Below are 16,063 nucleotides of genomic sequence, written 5' to 3'. Positions count from 1 at the left end.
GATTAGCTATGAAAAAAATAAACATATATATAGCCGTTGCGGGAATACTTTTGTTAGGAGGGGTGCATTCCTGTACCAAGAACTTTGGGGATATCAATACCAATCCGGCAGTGGTAACTACCCCGGATGTTAAGTACCTGCTTAGCTACTCGGAAGATAGGATGATCACTTACCAGGGAACAGAATGGGTATGGGAAAGCATGGAGCAGCTGTTGCGATACACGCAGCATGTAACCGCCAGTCCATACGAAATCACCAACAATGTAAATACGCGATACAACATTTACTATTTGCAAATATTGCCCAACCTGTTTGAAATCCGGCGTCAGGCAGATCTCAAACCGGATAAAGACAGGTACCAGAAAATAAAGGCAGTGACCTATGTGCTGCAGGCATTGCATGGTATCAAAGTAACCGACGTCAATGGCTCCATTCCTTATACTGAAGCTATAGAAGGACGATACCAAACCAAGTATAACCCGGTATATGATAACCAGCAAACATTGTTCAATACCTGGTTGTCAGAGCTGGACAATGCGATCAAGGTACTATCTGATAATAGCCTGGCAAACCAGGCGGACTACGGGAATGCTGATATCTTCTACCAGAGTAACTGGACTAACTGGATAAAGCTGGCCAATACCCTAAAACTCCGTATAGCCGCGAGGTTAGAAAATGTAGACAATGCTAAAACCAAACAGGTATTTCAACAGGTAATGCAGGATGGCACCGGACCTATTGATGTAGTGGGGGCGCAGCCCCGGTATATGAATCCAACATATACCCCTTTTGGAACCGGTGGGGATATTGACTATCGCAGCCGCAGGTACGCAACCAATTCTATTATATCGTTCCTGAAGAAAAGCAGCGATCCGCGGTTACCCATCTATTTTGATAAAAATGATATCCCTGTTGGTTTCAAGGATTCCCTGACCAAATACGGTGTTACAGCGCCAGCCTTTATAGACCTGAACGATCCGTTGATCAATTTCCAGGGAGGCCCGGCCGACTGGACCACCGATCCGGTAAAAGCTACTTTTTTGAGTAACAGCCTCCCGGTAGGTCCTAACAAATATTTCCTGATTTCACCGTTGAACAGGAGATTCTTTTCGCCTAAGCTCAATGGCGCTACCGGTAATTTTGAAGATGTACCGGTAACCTGCGCAGAGTCTTGTTTACTCGTGGCAGAGTTTATCCAGAAAGGATATGCCGGCGGTGTAGATACAAAAGGTAATGCCAACGCCTGGTACATCAAAGGGATTACTGCCAGCATTGTTACGATGAATGAAATAGCCGGGAATGCCGGCTCTGCTACCGCCTTTACCGGTGATGGAAGTGCACTGATACAGGCTTATCTCAACAATAGCCTGGTAAAACTCAATGGCACCAACGACCTGGAAAGAATTTATATCCAGGCCTACCTGAACTATTTGCGTTCACCTAATGAAGCCTTTGTTTTTTGTCGCCGTACCGGCTACCCTAAACTGGGCTCCGCATATTATTCAAGGGAGGTGTCTAATGAAACTATCCCAAGGCGTTTCTGGTTATTAGATCCGGGAGAGGTAAACCGTACCAACTGGAACAACGCTATGACCGACCAGGGATTCACCCCCAACGCACAGGATATCAATACACTGAGCACCCAGCGGGTATGGTACGATAAACCGGCGCCAGCCTTCGGAGGCGGACAGTAAACAATTATATGCTATCTGTAAAAGAGCATCGGTACCCGTACCGGTGCTTTTGTTTTATGGATGATGGTTGCCTTCAGTGGCCTGTTTAATTTTGACCAATGTCGTCCTCCAATAAAACTGCAAATGTTTGAAAATAGTTTCCGTCGGAAAGTTATCAATGCGTAACTGAAGGATGGTTTGATCAGCCGCAGGCGTAAGCCGGAAATCGAGCAGGGAATAGTTTTCGGGAAGGTCGGGTAACCTGGATACGGAGCTGAAATGACTGTAACTCAGTCTTTTTTGCGCTTCATAGGCAACAATAACACCCTTGTTTTCAAACCTCACGTGATGAAACCCGCGAATAATAAAAGGGGTGTTTACCTCCCAGGTAGTTGTTATTTCCAGTTGCATATCGGGTTCTCCCATCCAGTTTTTCATAGCTGTGGTATCGGTCAAAACCCGCCATACATCAACAGGAGCGGCAGCAATGGTCACCTGGTCAGAAAATAAATGAATCATTTCAGAAGGGTTTAAAAGCCTGGTAATTTAGCTTTTAATCTGATTGAAAGGATAAAAAAAAGAATAAATATTACATTTTTTATAATATGGCACCAATCTTGATAAATTGGGGTTGTAAACAAACCTACAATTGTCATGAAAAACCAAATCTTAGGGGCTTTAGTGCTGATGGCTGTCACTGCATTTTCATTAACGTCCTGCAGCAAAAGCAGCGATAGTTCTTCCGGTAACAGTAAAATGAGCGTATACCTCACGGATGCACCTTCTCCTTACGATGCAGTATGGGTAGATATCCAGGATGTACAGGTAAATGTATCTACTGATGCTTCAGCTTCCACCGGTTGGCAATCTATCCACATCTTAAGACCAGGAGTGTATAACCTGCTGCAATTTAGAAATGGAGTCGATACCTTGCTGGCTTCACAGGACCTGCCGGCAGGAAAGATTAACCAAATCAGGCTGGTGCTGGGTTCCAACAACAGCGTGGTAATTGGTGGTATGTCGCATCCGCTGGAAACACCATCTGCTCAGCAATCCGGTCTTAAGCTGAATATCAATGCTACCCTGGTAGCAGGAGTGGAATATCGGTTGTGGCTCGACTTTGACGCCAATCGTTCCGTGGTAGTTACCGGCAGCAACAAGTACATCCTGAAACCTGTGATCCGCAGCTATACACAGGCGACCAGCGGTGCTATTAAAGGAATTGCATTACCATTGCTGCAAGTAAAAGGCGTATTTGCGATCCAGAATAATGACACCATCGCTGCTGCTATTCCGGATGCAATTACCGGCGCTTTCCTGTTGTCTGGCTTAAACGCGGGGGCTTATAATGTAGCTTTTAGCGGCAACACGATCGTAAAAGATACGACGCTGTTAGGCGTAAATGTAACCGTCGGACAGGTAGCCAATGTGGGTACCGTGCAGTTGCACTAAGTTTTAAGAAATGAATTCATGAACCGTGATCCTTGTAAACAGGGATCACGGTTTTTTTATTTACATCTGGTATCAATCTGCCCGCAAACTGTTAACCGGGTTAGACAGCGCTGCTCTGATAGCCTGGAAGCTAACGGTACTCAATGTAATAAACAAGGTGGCAAAGGCTGTTCCTGTAAAGATCCATACGGAAAGGTCTATACGATATTCATACCCTTTCAGCCAGTTATGCATAACGTAGCCTGCTATGGGCATCGCCACGCAGAAAGACACCAGTGGAAGCAAGAGAAATTCTCTCGATAATAGTCCCCACAAGCTCGCCACAGAAGCGCCCAAGACTTTCCGGATACCGATTTCTTTGGTGCGTTGTTCCGCCATAAAGGAGGCTAATCCGAAAATACCGAGGCAGCTGATGAATATTGCAAATACGGCAAAGAAAGCAGACAGTTTACTGATGCGGTCCTCTGCAGAAAATTTCCGGGCGTAATCATCATCGGCAAACGTGTAATTGAAAGGCGCCGCGGGACTGTATTTCCGGAAAATGCCGGCTATCTTGTCCAATGCGGCAGGTGTGCCCATGGTGGGATTGAGCCGGATGGTAATTTCACTCACATTGCCGTAGTTCATCATGAAAATAGTTGGTACCGGGGTGGCGAAAGGAGATTCCATCACCACATTTTTTATCACGCCAACAACATGGAAATTATCGTCATTGAATTTAATGGTAGTACCTATCGGGTCTTTCAACCCCATGAAGGCTACTGCGCTTTCGTTGAGTATCATACCGGTGGTATCAGTAGCGTATTCCCTGGAAAAGTCGCGCCCAGCGGCAAATTGCCAGTTGACCGTTTTCCCGAAGTCGTGGCTGACCCAGGAGACGGAAAAAGTAGGACTGATGGCAGGATCTTTCCCGGGCCACTTAAAGCCAATGAAATGGGCGAAAATGTCGGTAGATGGATTAGACGCGGCAGCCATATTTACCACCGCGCCGGAAGCGAGGAGGTCCTGGCGCAATGTGTTATACTTTCCGTAGAGCTCTGGTGTGACCATGCTGACATTAATCAGGCCATTGCGATCGAAGCCCAGGGGCCGGTTTTTAGCATGTTGTATTTGCAGGTAGATAATTGTAGTGCCGATGATCAACGCAACAGATACGGTAAACTGTACTACCACCAATACTTTGCGGGGAAGCGCGGCGGCCCGGCCGGCCTTGAAGGTACCTTTGAGCACCCGGAGCGTATTGAGGGAAGAAAGATAAAAGGCGGGGTAACTGCCAGCCAGTAAACCGGTGAGCAATGTTAAACCCACGATGCCGCCCCAAAAAGCCGGCGTTTGCCAGGGGATATGAATGGTTTTGTTGGCCAGGGTATTAAAGAAGGGAAGCGCCAGTTGTACCAGTAGTACAGCCAGCAGCAAGGACAGTGAAGCCACCAGCAGGGATTCTCCCAGGAACTGCCGGATCAGCTGATGCCTTCCGGAGCCGATGGCTTTTCGTACGCCTATTTCCCTGGCCCTTTTCTGGGAACGGGCAGTATTCAGGTTCATAAAGTTAATGCAGGCCAATATCAGCACAAAGATGCCGATGGCGCCAAAGATCCACACGTAACGGATATTGCCACCGGTATTTTTACCGTTGGTGAAGGTATCATACAGATGCCATTTACTCATAGGGTGCAATAGTACTTCCGGGTTGTCGTTCCTGTCGGGTTTTCCCTTCAGCGCATCTTTTACGGTAGCGGATACTTTGTTGAGATCTGCTTTATCGCCCAGCTGTGCCAGTATAAAAAAGGAGTTGTTATTCCATTGATCATAGGCTTCTTTCACCCAGCCATGGTCGGCAACGAGGTAGGCCCAGGAAATAAGGTAATGTACGTCCTGCAGATGACTGTTGGCAGGGAAGTCTTCAAACACGCCGGTTACCTTCAGGTTCTTTTTATTATCTACATTGATCATTTTATTGATCGGATCCGCGTCCCCGAAGAATGACCTGGCCAGGGTTTTACTGAGCATAATGCTATTGGTTTCCGTAAGCCCGTGTAAAGGACCTGCTATCATCGTTGGCGCCAATATGTCCGTCATCTCCGGCTCTGTAAACCATCCGTTCTGAGTCAATTTTTTATCGCCATAGGCAAGTATGCGGGAAACACTTGGCTTGTATAAGGCAATATGACTGAAATCTCCGCCATATTTCGACCGCAGCTCTTCTACCAGCGGGATAGGCATAGAGTAGGTGGTGGTAATGGTATGGTAGGCCGTGTTATCCCAGTTGTGTATGACCTGCGTAATGCGGTGATAGTTTTTGAGAGATTTATTCCAGGTAAGTTCATCCCGGATCCACAAACCAATTAACATGACTATCGCCATGCCTATGGCAAGGCCGAGAATATTGATGAAAGCAAAACCCTTATTCCTGGTCAGGTTTCGCCACGCTACCTGGAGATAATTGCTATACATAGGCTAAATAATTTGTTGATGACAGGAACGGACACGCAATAATGTGCCATTGTGTAACTGCGGCAAGTGAGAAAGTTATGTATATTTATTATTTATACTTTGTTCGTTTTCAGTACAGCCTCCGTTCGTTGATGAACAACGGTTACTCCAACAGGTTGGCCAGCTTTCGCAGCGATTGCCGGCTGCCTTCATCGTTGTCTTCCGGCCGGATACCACTACTTCCCGCCAGCCAGGTTGCTACATCAGCGGGATCAATAAATGCCTTGTAAACCGCTTCCCGCGGGGCTTTGATGATGCTGCTTGTTTCCGAAGTGTGGGTGGATAGTGACATAAGCGGTGTTTTTATGCTGGTTTTTTATATTCCCTGCGCAGCAATGAAAAAGCAACGGAATCTTCGAGTTGACCGTTTTTCATATAATGCTCTCTCAGTAATCCTTCTCTCGTAAATCCAAGTTTCTGCATTAATAACAGGGAAGGGGTATTTTCAGGTCCTACAAATGCCTCGATCCGGTTGAGTCCCATGTCTTCAAATCCGAATCTTATAATGGGGATCAGGGCTTCTGTCATCAGTCCCTTGGATTGCAGCGACAAATCCGTCAGCGCATATCCGATTTCGGCCCTGCGATGCTCCAGGTACCAGGTATGAAAGCCACATCTGCCGATGATCCGTTGTTCTGCTTTCAGGTACAATTGGAATACCAAAAACGACCTGTTGAAGCCGGTAAGGCCTCCCTCCACTTTCTTTTTCTCTGCCTGCAATTCCTCCTGGTTATGCAGACCCAGTTGCTCCATTGCTGCTGTATCTGATGAGTTTTGGAAGAGATACTGGTAAGTGGGAATGGTAAATTTCCGAAGCAGCAGCCTGGACGTTTCTATACTCCTTGCCTCCATTTTTTTAAAACAAAAGTACATGATTTGTCCCCATCTGGTAAAGTGGCTCGTCATGGTGTTAGTGTATTCACCATTTAAAATTTTTAAGAGATGAAACTATTGGAGACCTATCAACTCGGACCTTTTACGTTGCGCAACCGGGTAGTGATGGCGCCTATGACCCGCAACCGGCTTACCCCGGAGGGATTGGCCGGCGCATTGGCTGCTGAGTATTATCATCAGCGGGCCACTATGGGCTTACTGATTTCTGAAGCCATTGCTATTTCTGCAGATGCAATAGGCTACCCGATGATACCTGGCATTTATAATGAGGCACAGGTGGAGTCGTGGCGCGGGATCACAGACCGGGTACATGATGCAGGAGGGTTGATATTTGCGCAGCTCTGGCATTCGGGCCGGGCCGGGCATTCATCCGCCAAAGATGGCGGCGTGATGGTAGCGCCTTCAGCGATCGCCATCCGGGGGCAGCAGATATTTACAAAAAACGGCCTGAAAGATTTTGAAGTTCCCCGTGCGCTCACCACCGCAGAAGTAGGGGCTATTATCCGCGATTACCAGGATGCCGCTGAAAGAGCGATGGAAGCAGGATTTGACGGCATAGAACTCAATGCGGCGAATGGTTACCTGCCTAACCAGTTCCTGGCCGATGGCGTTAACATCCGTAACGATGAATATGGAGGAGGGGTTGAAAACCGCTGCCGTTTTATATTGGAAGCCATGAAGGCCATGGTGCAGGTGTGTGGCCCGGGACGGGTGGGGATTAAATTATCTCCTTCTACCGACCGGTATGATATCACGGAAAGCAATCCATTAGCCTTGTATGGCTACCTGGTAGGGGCTTTGAATCCATTGCCGCTGGCGTACCTGCACTTTATGCAGCCATTATCGGCCACAGATGCCGCTTATTGGCCCAAAGATGTAATCAGTGCGTTTGGAGGCTTAACGGTACATACAGTCATTGCAAACGGGGGATATAACCAGCTGCGTGCAGAGCAGGAAGTGGAAAGCGGCCGCGCCCAACTGGTTTCCTTTGGCGCATTGGCGCTTGCCAATCCTGATCTGCCGGCACGTTTTGCCGCCGGGGCGCCGCTTAATACGCCAGATGCCAGCACGTTTTATGGGGGTAACGAGCATGGCTATACGGACTATCCTTTCTGGAAAAAGTAAGATCAAAATCCTATTTTATCCCTATTTTTTTTCAGGGATAGCAGGTAGCGGGAAGTTCATGTCCGGCGTGTCGCTATCGAAAGTCTGAACCGACGCCAGTAATAATGGTTTCATGCCAATAGCCGCACAAAAAAAATCGATGCTGCCTTTAGCAGGTGGAATGAAATCGGCATGAAAGGTGCCGGTTGAATCCACCCTGGCTTGGGCGAGTAACTGTTGCTTACACTTTATAAGTACCATCATGCCCCGGAAATCTACCGGTGGATAGCCAGGCTGATTTTTCAAATGCCCGGTAATATACACGCGGATGCTAACTTCGCTGCCGGAAGCCAAAACAACGAGCAATAAGGGAAGTAATAGCAGCATTCGAAAATATCTTGCTGACATAGGCAGGGTTTTAGGCTACTGAAAAAGTAAGTAAATATTTATTTACCGGCGAAAAAACGAAGGACAGGGAAGGTTAACAAGATAAGTCTATTGTTTTATTTTAATTATAGATAATAAAAATATCTATCTTTAGTCCGTAAAATCCCGTACCTACATTTATATGTCACCGAGTAAATTACTGTTAGCTGCAACAGCGTGGCTGTTGACTCACACCGTTATATCTGCCCAAAACAATAGTTTGTATAGTTACCAGGATCTGTCGCATATCCACTATGAGCGGCAGAAAGACTCTTTGAAGAAAGCCTGGGTGTGTCCTGCTGTTTATAAAGAGAAAGAAACACAAAAGCAATACAAAGAGATCTGGAACGGGCGCACAGATTTTGTCGTGAATGCGATCGAGGAAGACGGCTACGTATATGAGCCGGAGTTATACGGCTATGTATCCGGTGTGGTGGACCAGTTGGTGAAATCGAATAGCCAGTTGATCCAGCAACCTTTATTGCTGATGATAGACCGTAGTTCCTCCGTGAATGCGTATGCTATAGGGAGCCGTACGTTGGCCGTGAATGTGGGCCTGCTGGCATTTATCAAAACCAGGGAGGAATTGGCCCTGGTGCTGGCACACGAGCTGGCGCATAACATCCTGCTACACCCGGAAAACGGCATGAAGAAACGTGCAGAGTGGCTTACGTCCGATGAGTATAAAAGATCGCTCGACGCCGTATTGGATTCCAAATACGAACGGCTTACCCGCCTGAAAAAGGTTTTCCAGGGTTATTCGTTCGACCGGAGCAAGCACCAGCGCTATCATGAGGGCGACGCCGATTCGCTGGCCATTGTATTGTTGAAGAATAGCCATATCCCAATAGATGCATCTTTCTTTATGCGCCTCGACAGCGCCGACCTGCAATACCGCCAACCGCTGAAACAGCAGCTGAAGGACTATTTTGCATCGTACCGACTCCAGCTGGAAGATGCCTGGATGGTAAAGCGTAGTAAAGGGTTATCGGCCAAAAACTACAACTTTGTAACGACCACTGGTTTGGAAGACTCCTTAAAAACGCATCCCGATTGTGAAGAACGATACAATAAGAACAAGTCTTACCAGGAGGCCGGCGCCCGGTTTACCCCGGTGCCAGCAAATATACAGGACAAGGCCATGAAAATGATGGTATGGAATATCTATTGCAACGGTAACCTTACCGCCTGTATGTACCGCATTTTATTGCAGAAAGATAAAGGCAACAAAGACCCCTGGTACGACTTTATGTTTAACAACGTGGTCTCAGGACTCTTCTTCGCCGACAAGAAACTCAGCCGGTTCAATGCGATCCGGGTAACGCCCAAAGAATATATCTCTAAAAACTACTACGAGCTGCAAACCATGTTTGAACAGATGCCGAGGGAGAAGCTGGAAGAGTATTACAAGAGCATGCAACTGGCGGCATTCTGGAGCGGCATGCCCGCACCTGAACAGGCGTTTAAATCTTTCATCGGTAACCTGATTACCGCGGGAGAAAACAGCGAGGAACAAAAGGCTGCCAAAGCATTTACCACGGCACATGCCAACAGCCTGTACTGCGAGTATGCGATGCCGTTCGCAAAAAAATAATTATTAACCTGCAATATCCCTAATACATTCCGTATGAAGCGTACACTCGTAGCATTGTTGCTGCTCCTCCTGGTGGCCGGAAGCAGCAAAGCCCAAACCAAAGTATTTAAAGAAGTGGGAGAGGGCATCTCTTCCCGTATGCGCACTATCTTCCAGGATGGCACCCTGGTAGGTTACCTCCTTTTTACAGAGCTGGAAAAAGCGGATAAGGACTCCTTCAACTACCGGATCACCATTATGGATGAAAATCTGAATGATATCGGGTTGGTGAATTTCCGGGAACTGAAACTGGACCTACGTTCTGTGGCATTTGAACAGGATGTGCTCTGCCTTTCTTATATGAAAAGCAACCTGTTGGGACATGAAATAAAAAAACGAAAAGAAATTAAAGCAGCCATCGCCAAAGGATACATGGCTATTTTTACCCAGTTTATTAACCTGAACGGAAAGATTCTCCGGTCTAATACCATCAAGGTGAATGTAGACCTGGACCATGAGTACCGGACAGGGCAACTTGTGATTGGCAACGGGGGACTGAAAGAACCCTTCCGTGTGCAGAATGTACCTGGTAAAGGCTTTGCCTGTTTTTACGGCGATAACCGCGGGAAGTATCTCCTGGTATACGATACTACCGGTCGCCAAACCTGGCAGAAAAGGGTAGGGATGGATGATGGCGATTATGATATGCTTATTTCCGGTCACGCAGCCTATTTTCTCGTTAAGAAAAAACACGAGATGGTAGAAGGGGGGTATATGGCCTTTGGCTTTAACCTGGACGACAGCACGTCTTTCAACAAATACTTCCTGAAAGATAAAAAAGGAAACCAGTTGAGCGTATTGTCTTTTATGAATGATCCTAACACCGGTAAACCCTTTATCGCAGGGAAAATTATCAATCCCCGGAGAGGCAAGGAGTATGGGTCGGCCAGGCTGATCAGCAAAGGTGCTTACCTGGGCGTATTTACCATTAACATTGATCACGATAAGCAAACCACCCAGCCGATATATAACTACTGGAAATCGAACGATACCGCACGTATCGCCAATTCCAAAGGCCGGCTGCTGGCCAATAAATCTTATATGCTGAATGGTCCTTCCTTCAAGGATTATTATGGGAACACCTATTTTACCGGTTCTGCCATTAAACGTGGCATTAACCCGGGTATGGTGATTGCGGAAGTGTTGACGGCGCCCACTATTTTTGTACCTACTTTCCTGTTGACCAATTTCGGCACCCGGAGAATGAGAGCCTATGATGCCCTGTTGCTCAAGCAATCGGCCGATGGCAAGCTGACCTTCGAAAACAGCATTCCTTCCGCGCACAGCCACTCCTATCCCGGGCGTTTCAACCTGTTGCTGACAGATAATAAGTCTTACTACACGGTGACCTCTCCCGAAACCAAATTAACACACCTGATCATTACCGAAAATAAAAACATCACCTTCTACTGTGTAGACCAGAAAAAAGTGACCCGTACCATTCCACGAGTGAAGGATAATATTTCTACCATGATATATCCCGCCAAAGAAGGACATATTATGGTGGCTGAGTATGATAAGAAAGAACGGGCTACTAAATATTCCATAGAGGCAATATAAGGAGCAGAAAGCTTAAAGCAGAAAGCACAAAGCTCTTGTAGCGAATGATCATCGCGGTTTTTAAATATCCGCTAAGACTATTCGCTACAAGAGCTTTGTGCTTTCTGCTTTAAGCTTTCCGCTTTTATTGCATATATCCAATTTAAACTGTATTTTGCTATAACGATTTTGCAAATAACAAATACCCATGAAAGCTTTACTTACGACCGCCTTATTAGCTGCTGGTTTGTATACCAGCCACACGGCTGCTGCGTCAGACGTTATCCGCCGCGACTCCCTTACCCGGGGAGGATATACCCTCATCTTTATCAATGAGGATCCCGCCTTTGTCAACACCGGCAAGGACGTACAGGAAAGGATGATCAACACCTTTTTCGATGTATATCCTAAGCTGGCTGCTGCCTACAACCCGGAAACATTGAGGAAAGTGGTTTTTAAGATAGACCCGCGTTATGATGGCGTAGCTGCTACGGCCAACGGGGTAGTGACCTACAACCCTGCCTGGATGTTGAAACAGCCTACCGACATTGATGTGGTGACCCATGAAGTGATGCACATTGTACAGAACTATGGCAACAGCCGCGGGCCCGGATGGTTAACAGAAGGTATTGCCGACTATGTACGGTATAAATTCGGTGTTGACAATGCCGGCGCGCATTGGGCTTTGCCGGCCTTTAACGAAAAACAACACTATAGCAACAGTTATCGTATTACCGCCCGTTTCCTGGCCTGGCTGGAGAAAAGCGTACAACCGGGAATAGTGAAAGTCCTGGATAAAAGTTTAAGGGAGCATACTTATACCGCGGGTATCTGGAAAGAACAAACCGGTAAATCGCTCGATGAATTATGGGCCGCCTATAGTGCGAATCCTGCCTTGTAAACAGGGCGGAGATCATTCATAAAAAGATTTCGTTGCTTGATAGGTAATTATATACATTTAGTCTTCGCTAATCATTTTATCGTGTATGAAGATTGCTTATGTAGGATACCTTGTGCAGGAGAAATATGCCACTGCACACGACGAAGACGCAACATTACTGGCTTTCCTGAAAGCGCGCGGACTGGATATTACCCCGGTAGTCTGGAATGATCCGCAGGTGAACTGGACAGCTTTTGACCTGGCCATTATCAAATCGCCCTGGGATTACCATGAAAAATTTGCCGGATTCAAACAATGGCTTCATGACCTGCAAACCGCCGGGGTAGCCCTGTTGAATCCTTATGATACCATCCGTTGGAACAGTGATAAACATTACCTGGACGAGATTGCGGCTGCGGGACTGCCGGTAATTCCTTCCCTGTTCCTGGAAAAAGGCACCGCACCTGCACTGGCAGGCTTCTTTGCGCAGCTGCAGGCAGATAAACTGATCCTGAAACCTTGTGTCAGCGCCGGCGCTAAAAACACCCTGGTATTACAGCTGGGCAGTATCGCGCAACAGGAAGCGCAGGTACATGAATGGCTCCGGGACGAGAGCTATATCATCCAGCCATTCATGGAAGAGATTAAAGAAGGAGAGTGGTCGTTCCTTTTCTTTAATGGGAAATATAGTCACAGCCTGCTGAAAGTGCCCAAAGCCGGCGATTTCCGCGTACAGCAATACCATGGCGGCAGCACACATGCTACTGCGGCTACAGCAGCACAGGTAACTGCTGCCGCTAAGTTTGTAACGCAGTTTGCGCCGCAAACACTCTATGCCAGGGTAGACGGCGTGATGTCGAAAGGGGAACTGGTACTGATGGAACTGGAGCTGATAGAGCCTTACCTGTTCCTCGAAACTCATCCCGATGGCCTGGAAAATTATTACCAGGCACTATTGCAAAGAATACAATTACTCAACTAAGCATTTTAACGGATAGATATGAAAACGGAAACCGCTATCCCGGCGTCGAAGCAACTGCATGGACTGGATCATTTACGGGCATTGGCCATTTTAATGGTACTGTTGTATCACTACCGGATGTTTGGGCATCCTGCCTGGTTAGATGACGTGATACATTTTGGCTGGTCGGGAGTGGACTTGTTTTTTGTATTGAGCGGGTACCTGATTTCCTCGCAGCTGTTTGTCACCATGGCGCAAGGGAAGCCGGTTTCTTTCCCTGAATTTTTTATCAAACGATTTTTCAGGATCATTCCTCCGTACCTGCTGATACTAAGTATTTACTTCCTGGTGCCGGCATTCTGGGAGCGGGAAACCTTGTTGCCACTATGGCGGTACCTGACTTTTACCCAAAACTTTGGGCTGAACCTGAAGATATTTGGCACCTTCTCGCATGTCTGGTCGCTTTGTGTAGAAGAGCATTTTTATTTGCTGTTTCCGTTCACCTTGTTTTTATTGATCCGTACAAAAAGGGTGAAAGCAGGAGGGTGGTTGTTATTCGCCATGTTCATCGCTGGATTTGCGATCCGCCTGTTTTGCTGGTACCGGTTGATTGCGCCGCACGCCGGGCAGGATGATGCCTGGATGTATTGGTATATGAATATGTATTATCCCACCTATACCCGCCTGGATGGATTGCTCGCGGGCGTGGGTATTGCCGCTTTGTTTATCTTTCGTCCGGCTATACAGGCGCGTATTGGCCAACATGGAAATGCATGGCTGGTGGCAGGGTTGCTGGTGCTGACGGGCGCCTGGTTCCTATGCGATACGCAGAGTAGTTTTGGCGCGTCTATCTTCGGGTTCCCGGTAGTAGCGCTGGGCTACGGGTTGCTGGTGATGGCGGCGGTGAGTCCTTCGTGTATCCTGTACCGTGATAACCGGATTACGGCCCTGATAGCCAGGGTATCTTTTGTATTGTATCTTTCGCACAAAGGCGTAATACACCTGGTACAGCCGTTGCTGGCCAAAACCGGGATGGCGCGGGAGAGTACGTTGATGATGCTGTTATGTGTGGTGACGGCGATACTGGCGGCCTGGATGATACACCTGGCAGTAGAGCAGCCTATGTTGCGGCTCCGCAAAAAAGTGCTGGCAGACAGGAAGGTGCGCAGGCAGGCGGTGGTGGTTCCCCAGATGGAATGGCAGGATCAATAATCCAATGATCAGTCGGCGCAGCCGCGTAGGCGGGCTTCAATAATTTTTTTATCGGCCGCGGAAGCAGCCAATTGCAGAGCCTTTTCAAAATGTGCCCTGGCTTTAGCCGGTGACAATTCCTGGTACAATTCTCCCATTAATAACTGGTACAGGTGAAGATGATCCAGCGCCAGTTTTTCTGCCGCGGCAATGGCTTCTTCTTTTCCATTGGCTTTCGAAAGGGCATAGGTCCGGTTCAATGCCGCCATGGGAGAATACTCCAGTTGTAGCAGGTGATTATATAATTGCAGGATACATTCCCATTTTTCTTTCGTGTCGGCTTTGATGGTATGCCACCAGGCAATGCCGGCCTCCAGGTGGTACCTGGATAGTTTATCTCCTTCAGAAGCGATATTCAGAAAGTGTTCGCCCTGTTGGATCAGGGCCTGGTCCCAGCGGTTGGGATCCTGATCGGCGTACAATACAATTTCCCCGGTGTTATCGATGCGGGCATCAAACCTGGAGGCGTGAAAGCTCATCAGGGCCAGTAAGGCATTGGCTGAGGGCTGATTGGTGGCGGGATTATCCAACAGCAGCTTTGTGAGGCGCATTGCTTCAAAGCACAGTTCTTTTCGCAGGGTGTTATCGTGACTGCTGGAATAATAGCCTTCGTTGAAAAGGAGGTACAATGTTCTGAGCACTGTTTCCAGTCGCTTGTCTATTTCCGAAGGTGGCGGAAAGGTAAGGGCTACCTGTGCTGTTCTGAGTTTGTCTTTAGCCCGTTGCAGCCGTTTGGCAATGGTTTCCCGGTTGGTTAAAAAAGCATCTGCAATTTCGTTGACGCCAAATCCGCAGAGGATGCGCAGGGCAAGGCCTATCTGTGCTTCCGCCGTAATAGCCGGATGGCAGATGGCAAAGATCATCTGTAACTGGCTGTCGTGGATGTTTTGGGGCGACAGGTCTATTTCCGGTATATCCGTTCCCGTTACCTGGTGCTTAAGTTGTGGGGTAATTTTCTGTTGGAAGACAGCCTGATGCTTCAGGTAGTTTTTCGCTTTGTTTTTTGCCACAGTATATAACCATGCCACAGGGTGCTCTGGTAATCCTTTTAGTCCCCACAATTCAGAGGCTGATAAAAAAGTATCGCTGGCAATATCTTCTGCAGTTTCTATTTGTTCAAAGCCAAACAGCCTGCACAATACAGCAGTTATCTTGCTGTATTCCGTTCTGAACAGGTGTGGTATGAGCTCTCTTTCATCCATGACATAAGGGCTTCCTCAAAAATAAATCTTTCACGCAAGGCTGCAAAGAAGCAAAGACGCAAAGGATATTTCTTTGCGTCTTTGCTTCTTTGCAGCCTTGCGTGCGTATCTTACATGACGCTGATTTCCCTTACTTCCACATTACCTCCTGCAGTGAGGATAGGGCAGCCTTTGGCCAGTTCCAGCGCTTCTTCCAGTGAATTCGCTTTCACGATGGAATAGCCGGCCAGCGATTCTTTGATTTCAGTATATGGACCGTCGGTTACCATATTATCGGGGCGGAGTACTTTGCCGTTGAGGTCGAGGCGGTTGCCGCGGTCGGTCAGTTTGTTCTGGGCAGCAATGGTGCCTATCCAGTCCATCCAACGTTTGGTATTGGCCTGCATTTCTTCCGGCGATGTTTGAGGCCGGTTACTGAAGTCTGAGCGGTACACAAATAAGAAGTCTTTCATGATGCTAAGTTTTAATTGTTATTTGCCTAATAACAACTCAATGGACCTGGTATGGACAGGATAAACGCATTTTATTTAATAATAATTATAGCGTATTGAAATT

Annotated in this window: 15 protein-coding genes; 8 read left to right on the top strand and 7 right to left on the bottom strand. The window is 47.5% G+C overall.

What is annotated here, in order from left to right:
• Positions 1-8 precede the first annotated feature (8 nt).
• Positions 9-1,694, top strand: coding sequence for a SusD/RagB family nutrient-binding outer membrane lipoprotein (locus HGH91_RS05945; protein ID WP_168737502.1), 1,686 nt, complete (start codon positions 9-11; stop codon positions 1,692-1,694).
• Positions 1,695-1,748: 54 nt separating this feature from the next.
• Here the strand turns inward: HGH91_RS05945 and HGH91_RS05940 are convergent, their stop codons facing one another.
• Positions 1,749-2,192 (bottom strand): SRPBCC domain-containing protein, encoded by a 444-nt coding sequence (locus tag HGH91_RS05940; protein WP_168737501.1) that lies wholly within the window; start codon positions 2,190-2,192, stop codon positions 1,749-1,751.
• A 135-nt stretch (positions 2,193-2,327) separates the two neighbouring features.
• Here HGH91_RS05940 and HGH91_RS05935 point away from each other — a divergent pair, with 135 nt between their 5' ends.
• Complete coding sequence (locus tag HGH91_RS05935; RefSeq protein WP_168737500.1) at positions 2,328-3,125, top strand: DUF4382 domain-containing protein; 798 nt, start codon at positions 2,328-2,330, stop codon at positions 3,123-3,125.
• A 72-nt stretch (positions 3,126-3,197) separates the two neighbouring features.
• Here the strand turns inward: HGH91_RS05935 and HGH91_RS05930 are convergent, their stop codons facing one another.
• The 3 genes from HGH91_RS05930 to HGH91_RS05920 form a co-directional block, all read right to left on the bottom strand.
• A complete protein-coding gene (locus HGH91_RS05930; protein WP_168737499.1) occupies positions 3,198-5,579 on the bottom strand; it encodes an ABC transporter permease in 2,382 nt (793 codons plus the stop codon).
• A gap of 142 nt (positions 5,580-5,721) precedes the next feature.
• Positions 5,722-5,910 (bottom strand): hypothetical protein, encoded by a 189-nt coding sequence (locus HGH91_RS05925; protein ID WP_168737498.1) that lies wholly within the window; start codon positions 5,908-5,910, stop codon positions 5,722-5,724.
• Positions 5,911-5,921: 11 nt separating this feature from the next.
• The gene (locus HGH91_RS05920) at positions 5,922-6,470 is read right to left on the bottom strand and encodes a GNAT family N-acetyltransferase (RefSeq protein WP_168737497.1); all 549 of its coding nucleotides are present in this window, start codon (positions 6,468-6,470) and stop codon (positions 5,922-5,924) included.
• A gap of 90 nt (positions 6,471-6,560) precedes the next feature.
• Between HGH91_RS05920 and HGH91_RS05915 the strand changes: the two genes are divergently transcribed.
• Positions 6,561-7,637, top strand: coding sequence for an alkene reductase (locus tag HGH91_RS05915; protein ID WP_168737496.1), 1,077 nt, complete (start codon positions 6,561-6,563; stop codon positions 7,635-7,637).
• Between the two features lie 21 nt (positions 7,638-7,658).
• On the opposite strand, the gene HGH91_RS05910 is transcribed toward HGH91_RS05915, so the two are convergent.
• On the bottom strand, positions 7,659-8,024 hold the full coding sequence (locus HGH91_RS05910; protein ID WP_168737495.1) for a hypothetical protein: 366 nt from the start codon (positions 8,022-8,024) through the stop codon (positions 7,659-7,661).
• 160 nt (positions 8,025-8,184) lie between these two features.
• Between HGH91_RS05910 and HGH91_RS05905 the strand changes: the two genes are divergently transcribed.
• The 5 genes from HGH91_RS05905 to HGH91_RS05885 all read left to right on the top strand — a co-directional run bounded on the left by HGH91_RS05905 (position 8,185) and on the right by HGH91_RS05885 (position 14,267).
• Positions 8,185-9,636 carry a M48 family metalloprotease gene (locus HGH91_RS05905; RefSeq protein WP_168737494.1) on the top strand — a complete coding sequence of 484 codons (1,452 nt, stop codon included), beginning with the start codon at positions 8,185-8,187 and terminating at the stop codon, positions 9,634-9,636.
• A gap of 33 nt (positions 9,637-9,669) precedes the next feature.
• The gene (locus HGH91_RS05900) at positions 9,670-11,235 is read left to right on the top strand and encodes a DUF6770 family protein (protein WP_168737493.1); all 1,566 of its coding nucleotides are present in this window, start codon (positions 9,670-9,672) and stop codon (positions 11,233-11,235) included.
• A gap of 187 nt (positions 11,236-11,422) precedes the next feature.
• Entirely contained in the window at positions 11,423-12,115 is a 693-nt protein-coding gene (locus HGH91_RS05895; RefSeq protein WP_168737492.1) for a basic secretory protein-like protein, read from the top strand.
• Between the two features lie 85 nt (positions 12,116-12,200).
• A complete protein-coding gene (locus HGH91_RS05890) occupies positions 12,201-13,076 on the top strand; it encodes a RimK family alpha-L-glutamate ligase (RefSeq protein ID WP_168737491.1) in 876 nt (291 codons plus the stop codon).
• 18 nt (positions 13,077-13,094) lie between these two features.
• The gene (locus tag HGH91_RS05885; RefSeq protein ID WP_168737490.1) at positions 13,095-14,267 is read left to right on the top strand and encodes an acyltransferase family protein; all 1,173 of its coding nucleotides are present in this window, start codon (positions 13,095-13,097) and stop codon (positions 14,265-14,267) included.
• A gap of 8 nt (positions 14,268-14,275) precedes the next feature.
• Here the strand turns inward: HGH91_RS05885 and HGH91_RS05880 are convergent, their stop codons facing one another.
• Together HGH91_RS05880 and HGH91_RS05875 are read right to left on the bottom strand one after the other, a co-directional pair.
• On the bottom strand, positions 14,276-15,508 hold the full coding sequence (locus HGH91_RS05880) for an RNA polymerase sigma factor (protein ID WP_168737489.1): 1,233 nt from the start codon (positions 15,506-15,508) through the stop codon (positions 14,276-14,278).
• Positions 15,509-15,618: 110 nt separating this feature from the next.
• Entirely contained in the window at positions 15,619-15,960 is a 342-nt protein-coding gene (locus HGH91_RS05875) for a YciI family protein (RefSeq protein WP_168737488.1), read from the bottom strand.
• Between the last annotated feature and the right edge of the window lie 103 nt (positions 15,961-16,063).

Origin of the sequence: Chitinophaga eiseniae (assembly GCF_012641265.1) — a bacterium.
GTDB classification, from domain to species: Bacteria; Bacteroidota; Bacteroidia; order Chitinophagales; family Chitinophagaceae; genus Chitinophaga; species Chitinophaga eiseniae_A.
Note: the sequence above shows the minus strand (reverse complement) of the source record. Positions and strands in the feature narration are given on the sequence as shown.

Excerpts from the sequence above, each read along its gene's own strand:
- HGH91_RS05945 (WP_168737502.1), top strand. The coding sequence starts at position 9 with ATGAAAAAAATAAACATATATATAGCCGTTGCGGGAATACTTTTGTTA.
- HGH91_RS05940 (WP_168737501.1), bottom strand. The coding sequence starts at position 2,192 with ATGATTCATTTATTTTCTGACCAGGTGACCATTGCTGCCGCTCCTGTT.
- HGH91_RS05935 (WP_168737500.1), top strand. The coding sequence starts at position 2,328 with ATGAAAAACCAAATCTTAGGGGCTTTAGTGCTGATGGCTGTCACTGCA.
- HGH91_RS05930 (WP_168737499.1), bottom strand. The coding sequence starts at position 5,579 with ATGTATAGCAATTATCTCCAGGTAGCGTGGCGAAACCTGACCAGGAAT.
- HGH91_RS05925 (WP_168737498.1), bottom strand. The coding sequence starts at position 5,910 with ATGTCACTATCCACCCACACTTCGGAAACAAGCAGCATCATCAAAGCC.
- HGH91_RS05920 (WP_168737497.1), bottom strand. The coding sequence starts at position 6,470 with ATGGAGGCAAGGAGTATAGAAACGTCCAGGCTGCTGCTTCGGAAATTT.
- HGH91_RS05915 (WP_168737496.1), top strand. The coding sequence starts at position 6,561 with ATGAAACTATTGGAGACCTATCAACTCGGACCTTTTACGTTGCGCAAC.
- HGH91_RS05910 (WP_168737495.1), bottom strand. The coding sequence starts at position 8,024 with ATGTCAGCAAGATATTTTCGAATGCTGCTATTACTTCCCTTATTGCTC.
- HGH91_RS05905 (WP_168737494.1), top strand. The coding sequence starts at position 8,185 with ATGTCACCGAGTAAATTACTGTTAGCTGCAACAGCGTGGCTGTTGACT.
- HGH91_RS05900 (WP_168737493.1), top strand. The coding sequence starts at position 9,670 with ATGAAGCGTACACTCGTAGCATTGTTGCTGCTCCTCCTGGTGGCCGGA.
- HGH91_RS05895 (WP_168737492.1), top strand. The coding sequence starts at position 11,423 with ATGAAAGCTTTACTTACGACCGCCTTATTAGCTGCTGGTTTGTATACC.
- HGH91_RS05890 (WP_168737491.1), top strand. The coding sequence starts at position 12,201 with ATGAAGATTGCTTATGTAGGATACCTTGTGCAGGAGAAATATGCCACT.
- HGH91_RS05885 (WP_168737490.1), top strand. The coding sequence starts at position 13,095 with ATGAAAACGGAAACCGCTATCCCGGCGTCGAAGCAACTGCATGGACTG.
- HGH91_RS05880 (WP_168737489.1), bottom strand. The coding sequence starts at position 15,508 with ATGGATGAAAGAGAGCTCATACCACACCTGTTCAGAACGGAATACAGC.
- HGH91_RS05875 (WP_168737488.1), bottom strand. The coding sequence starts at position 15,960 with ATGAAAGACTTCTTATTTGTGTACCGCTCAGACTTCAGTAACCGGCCT.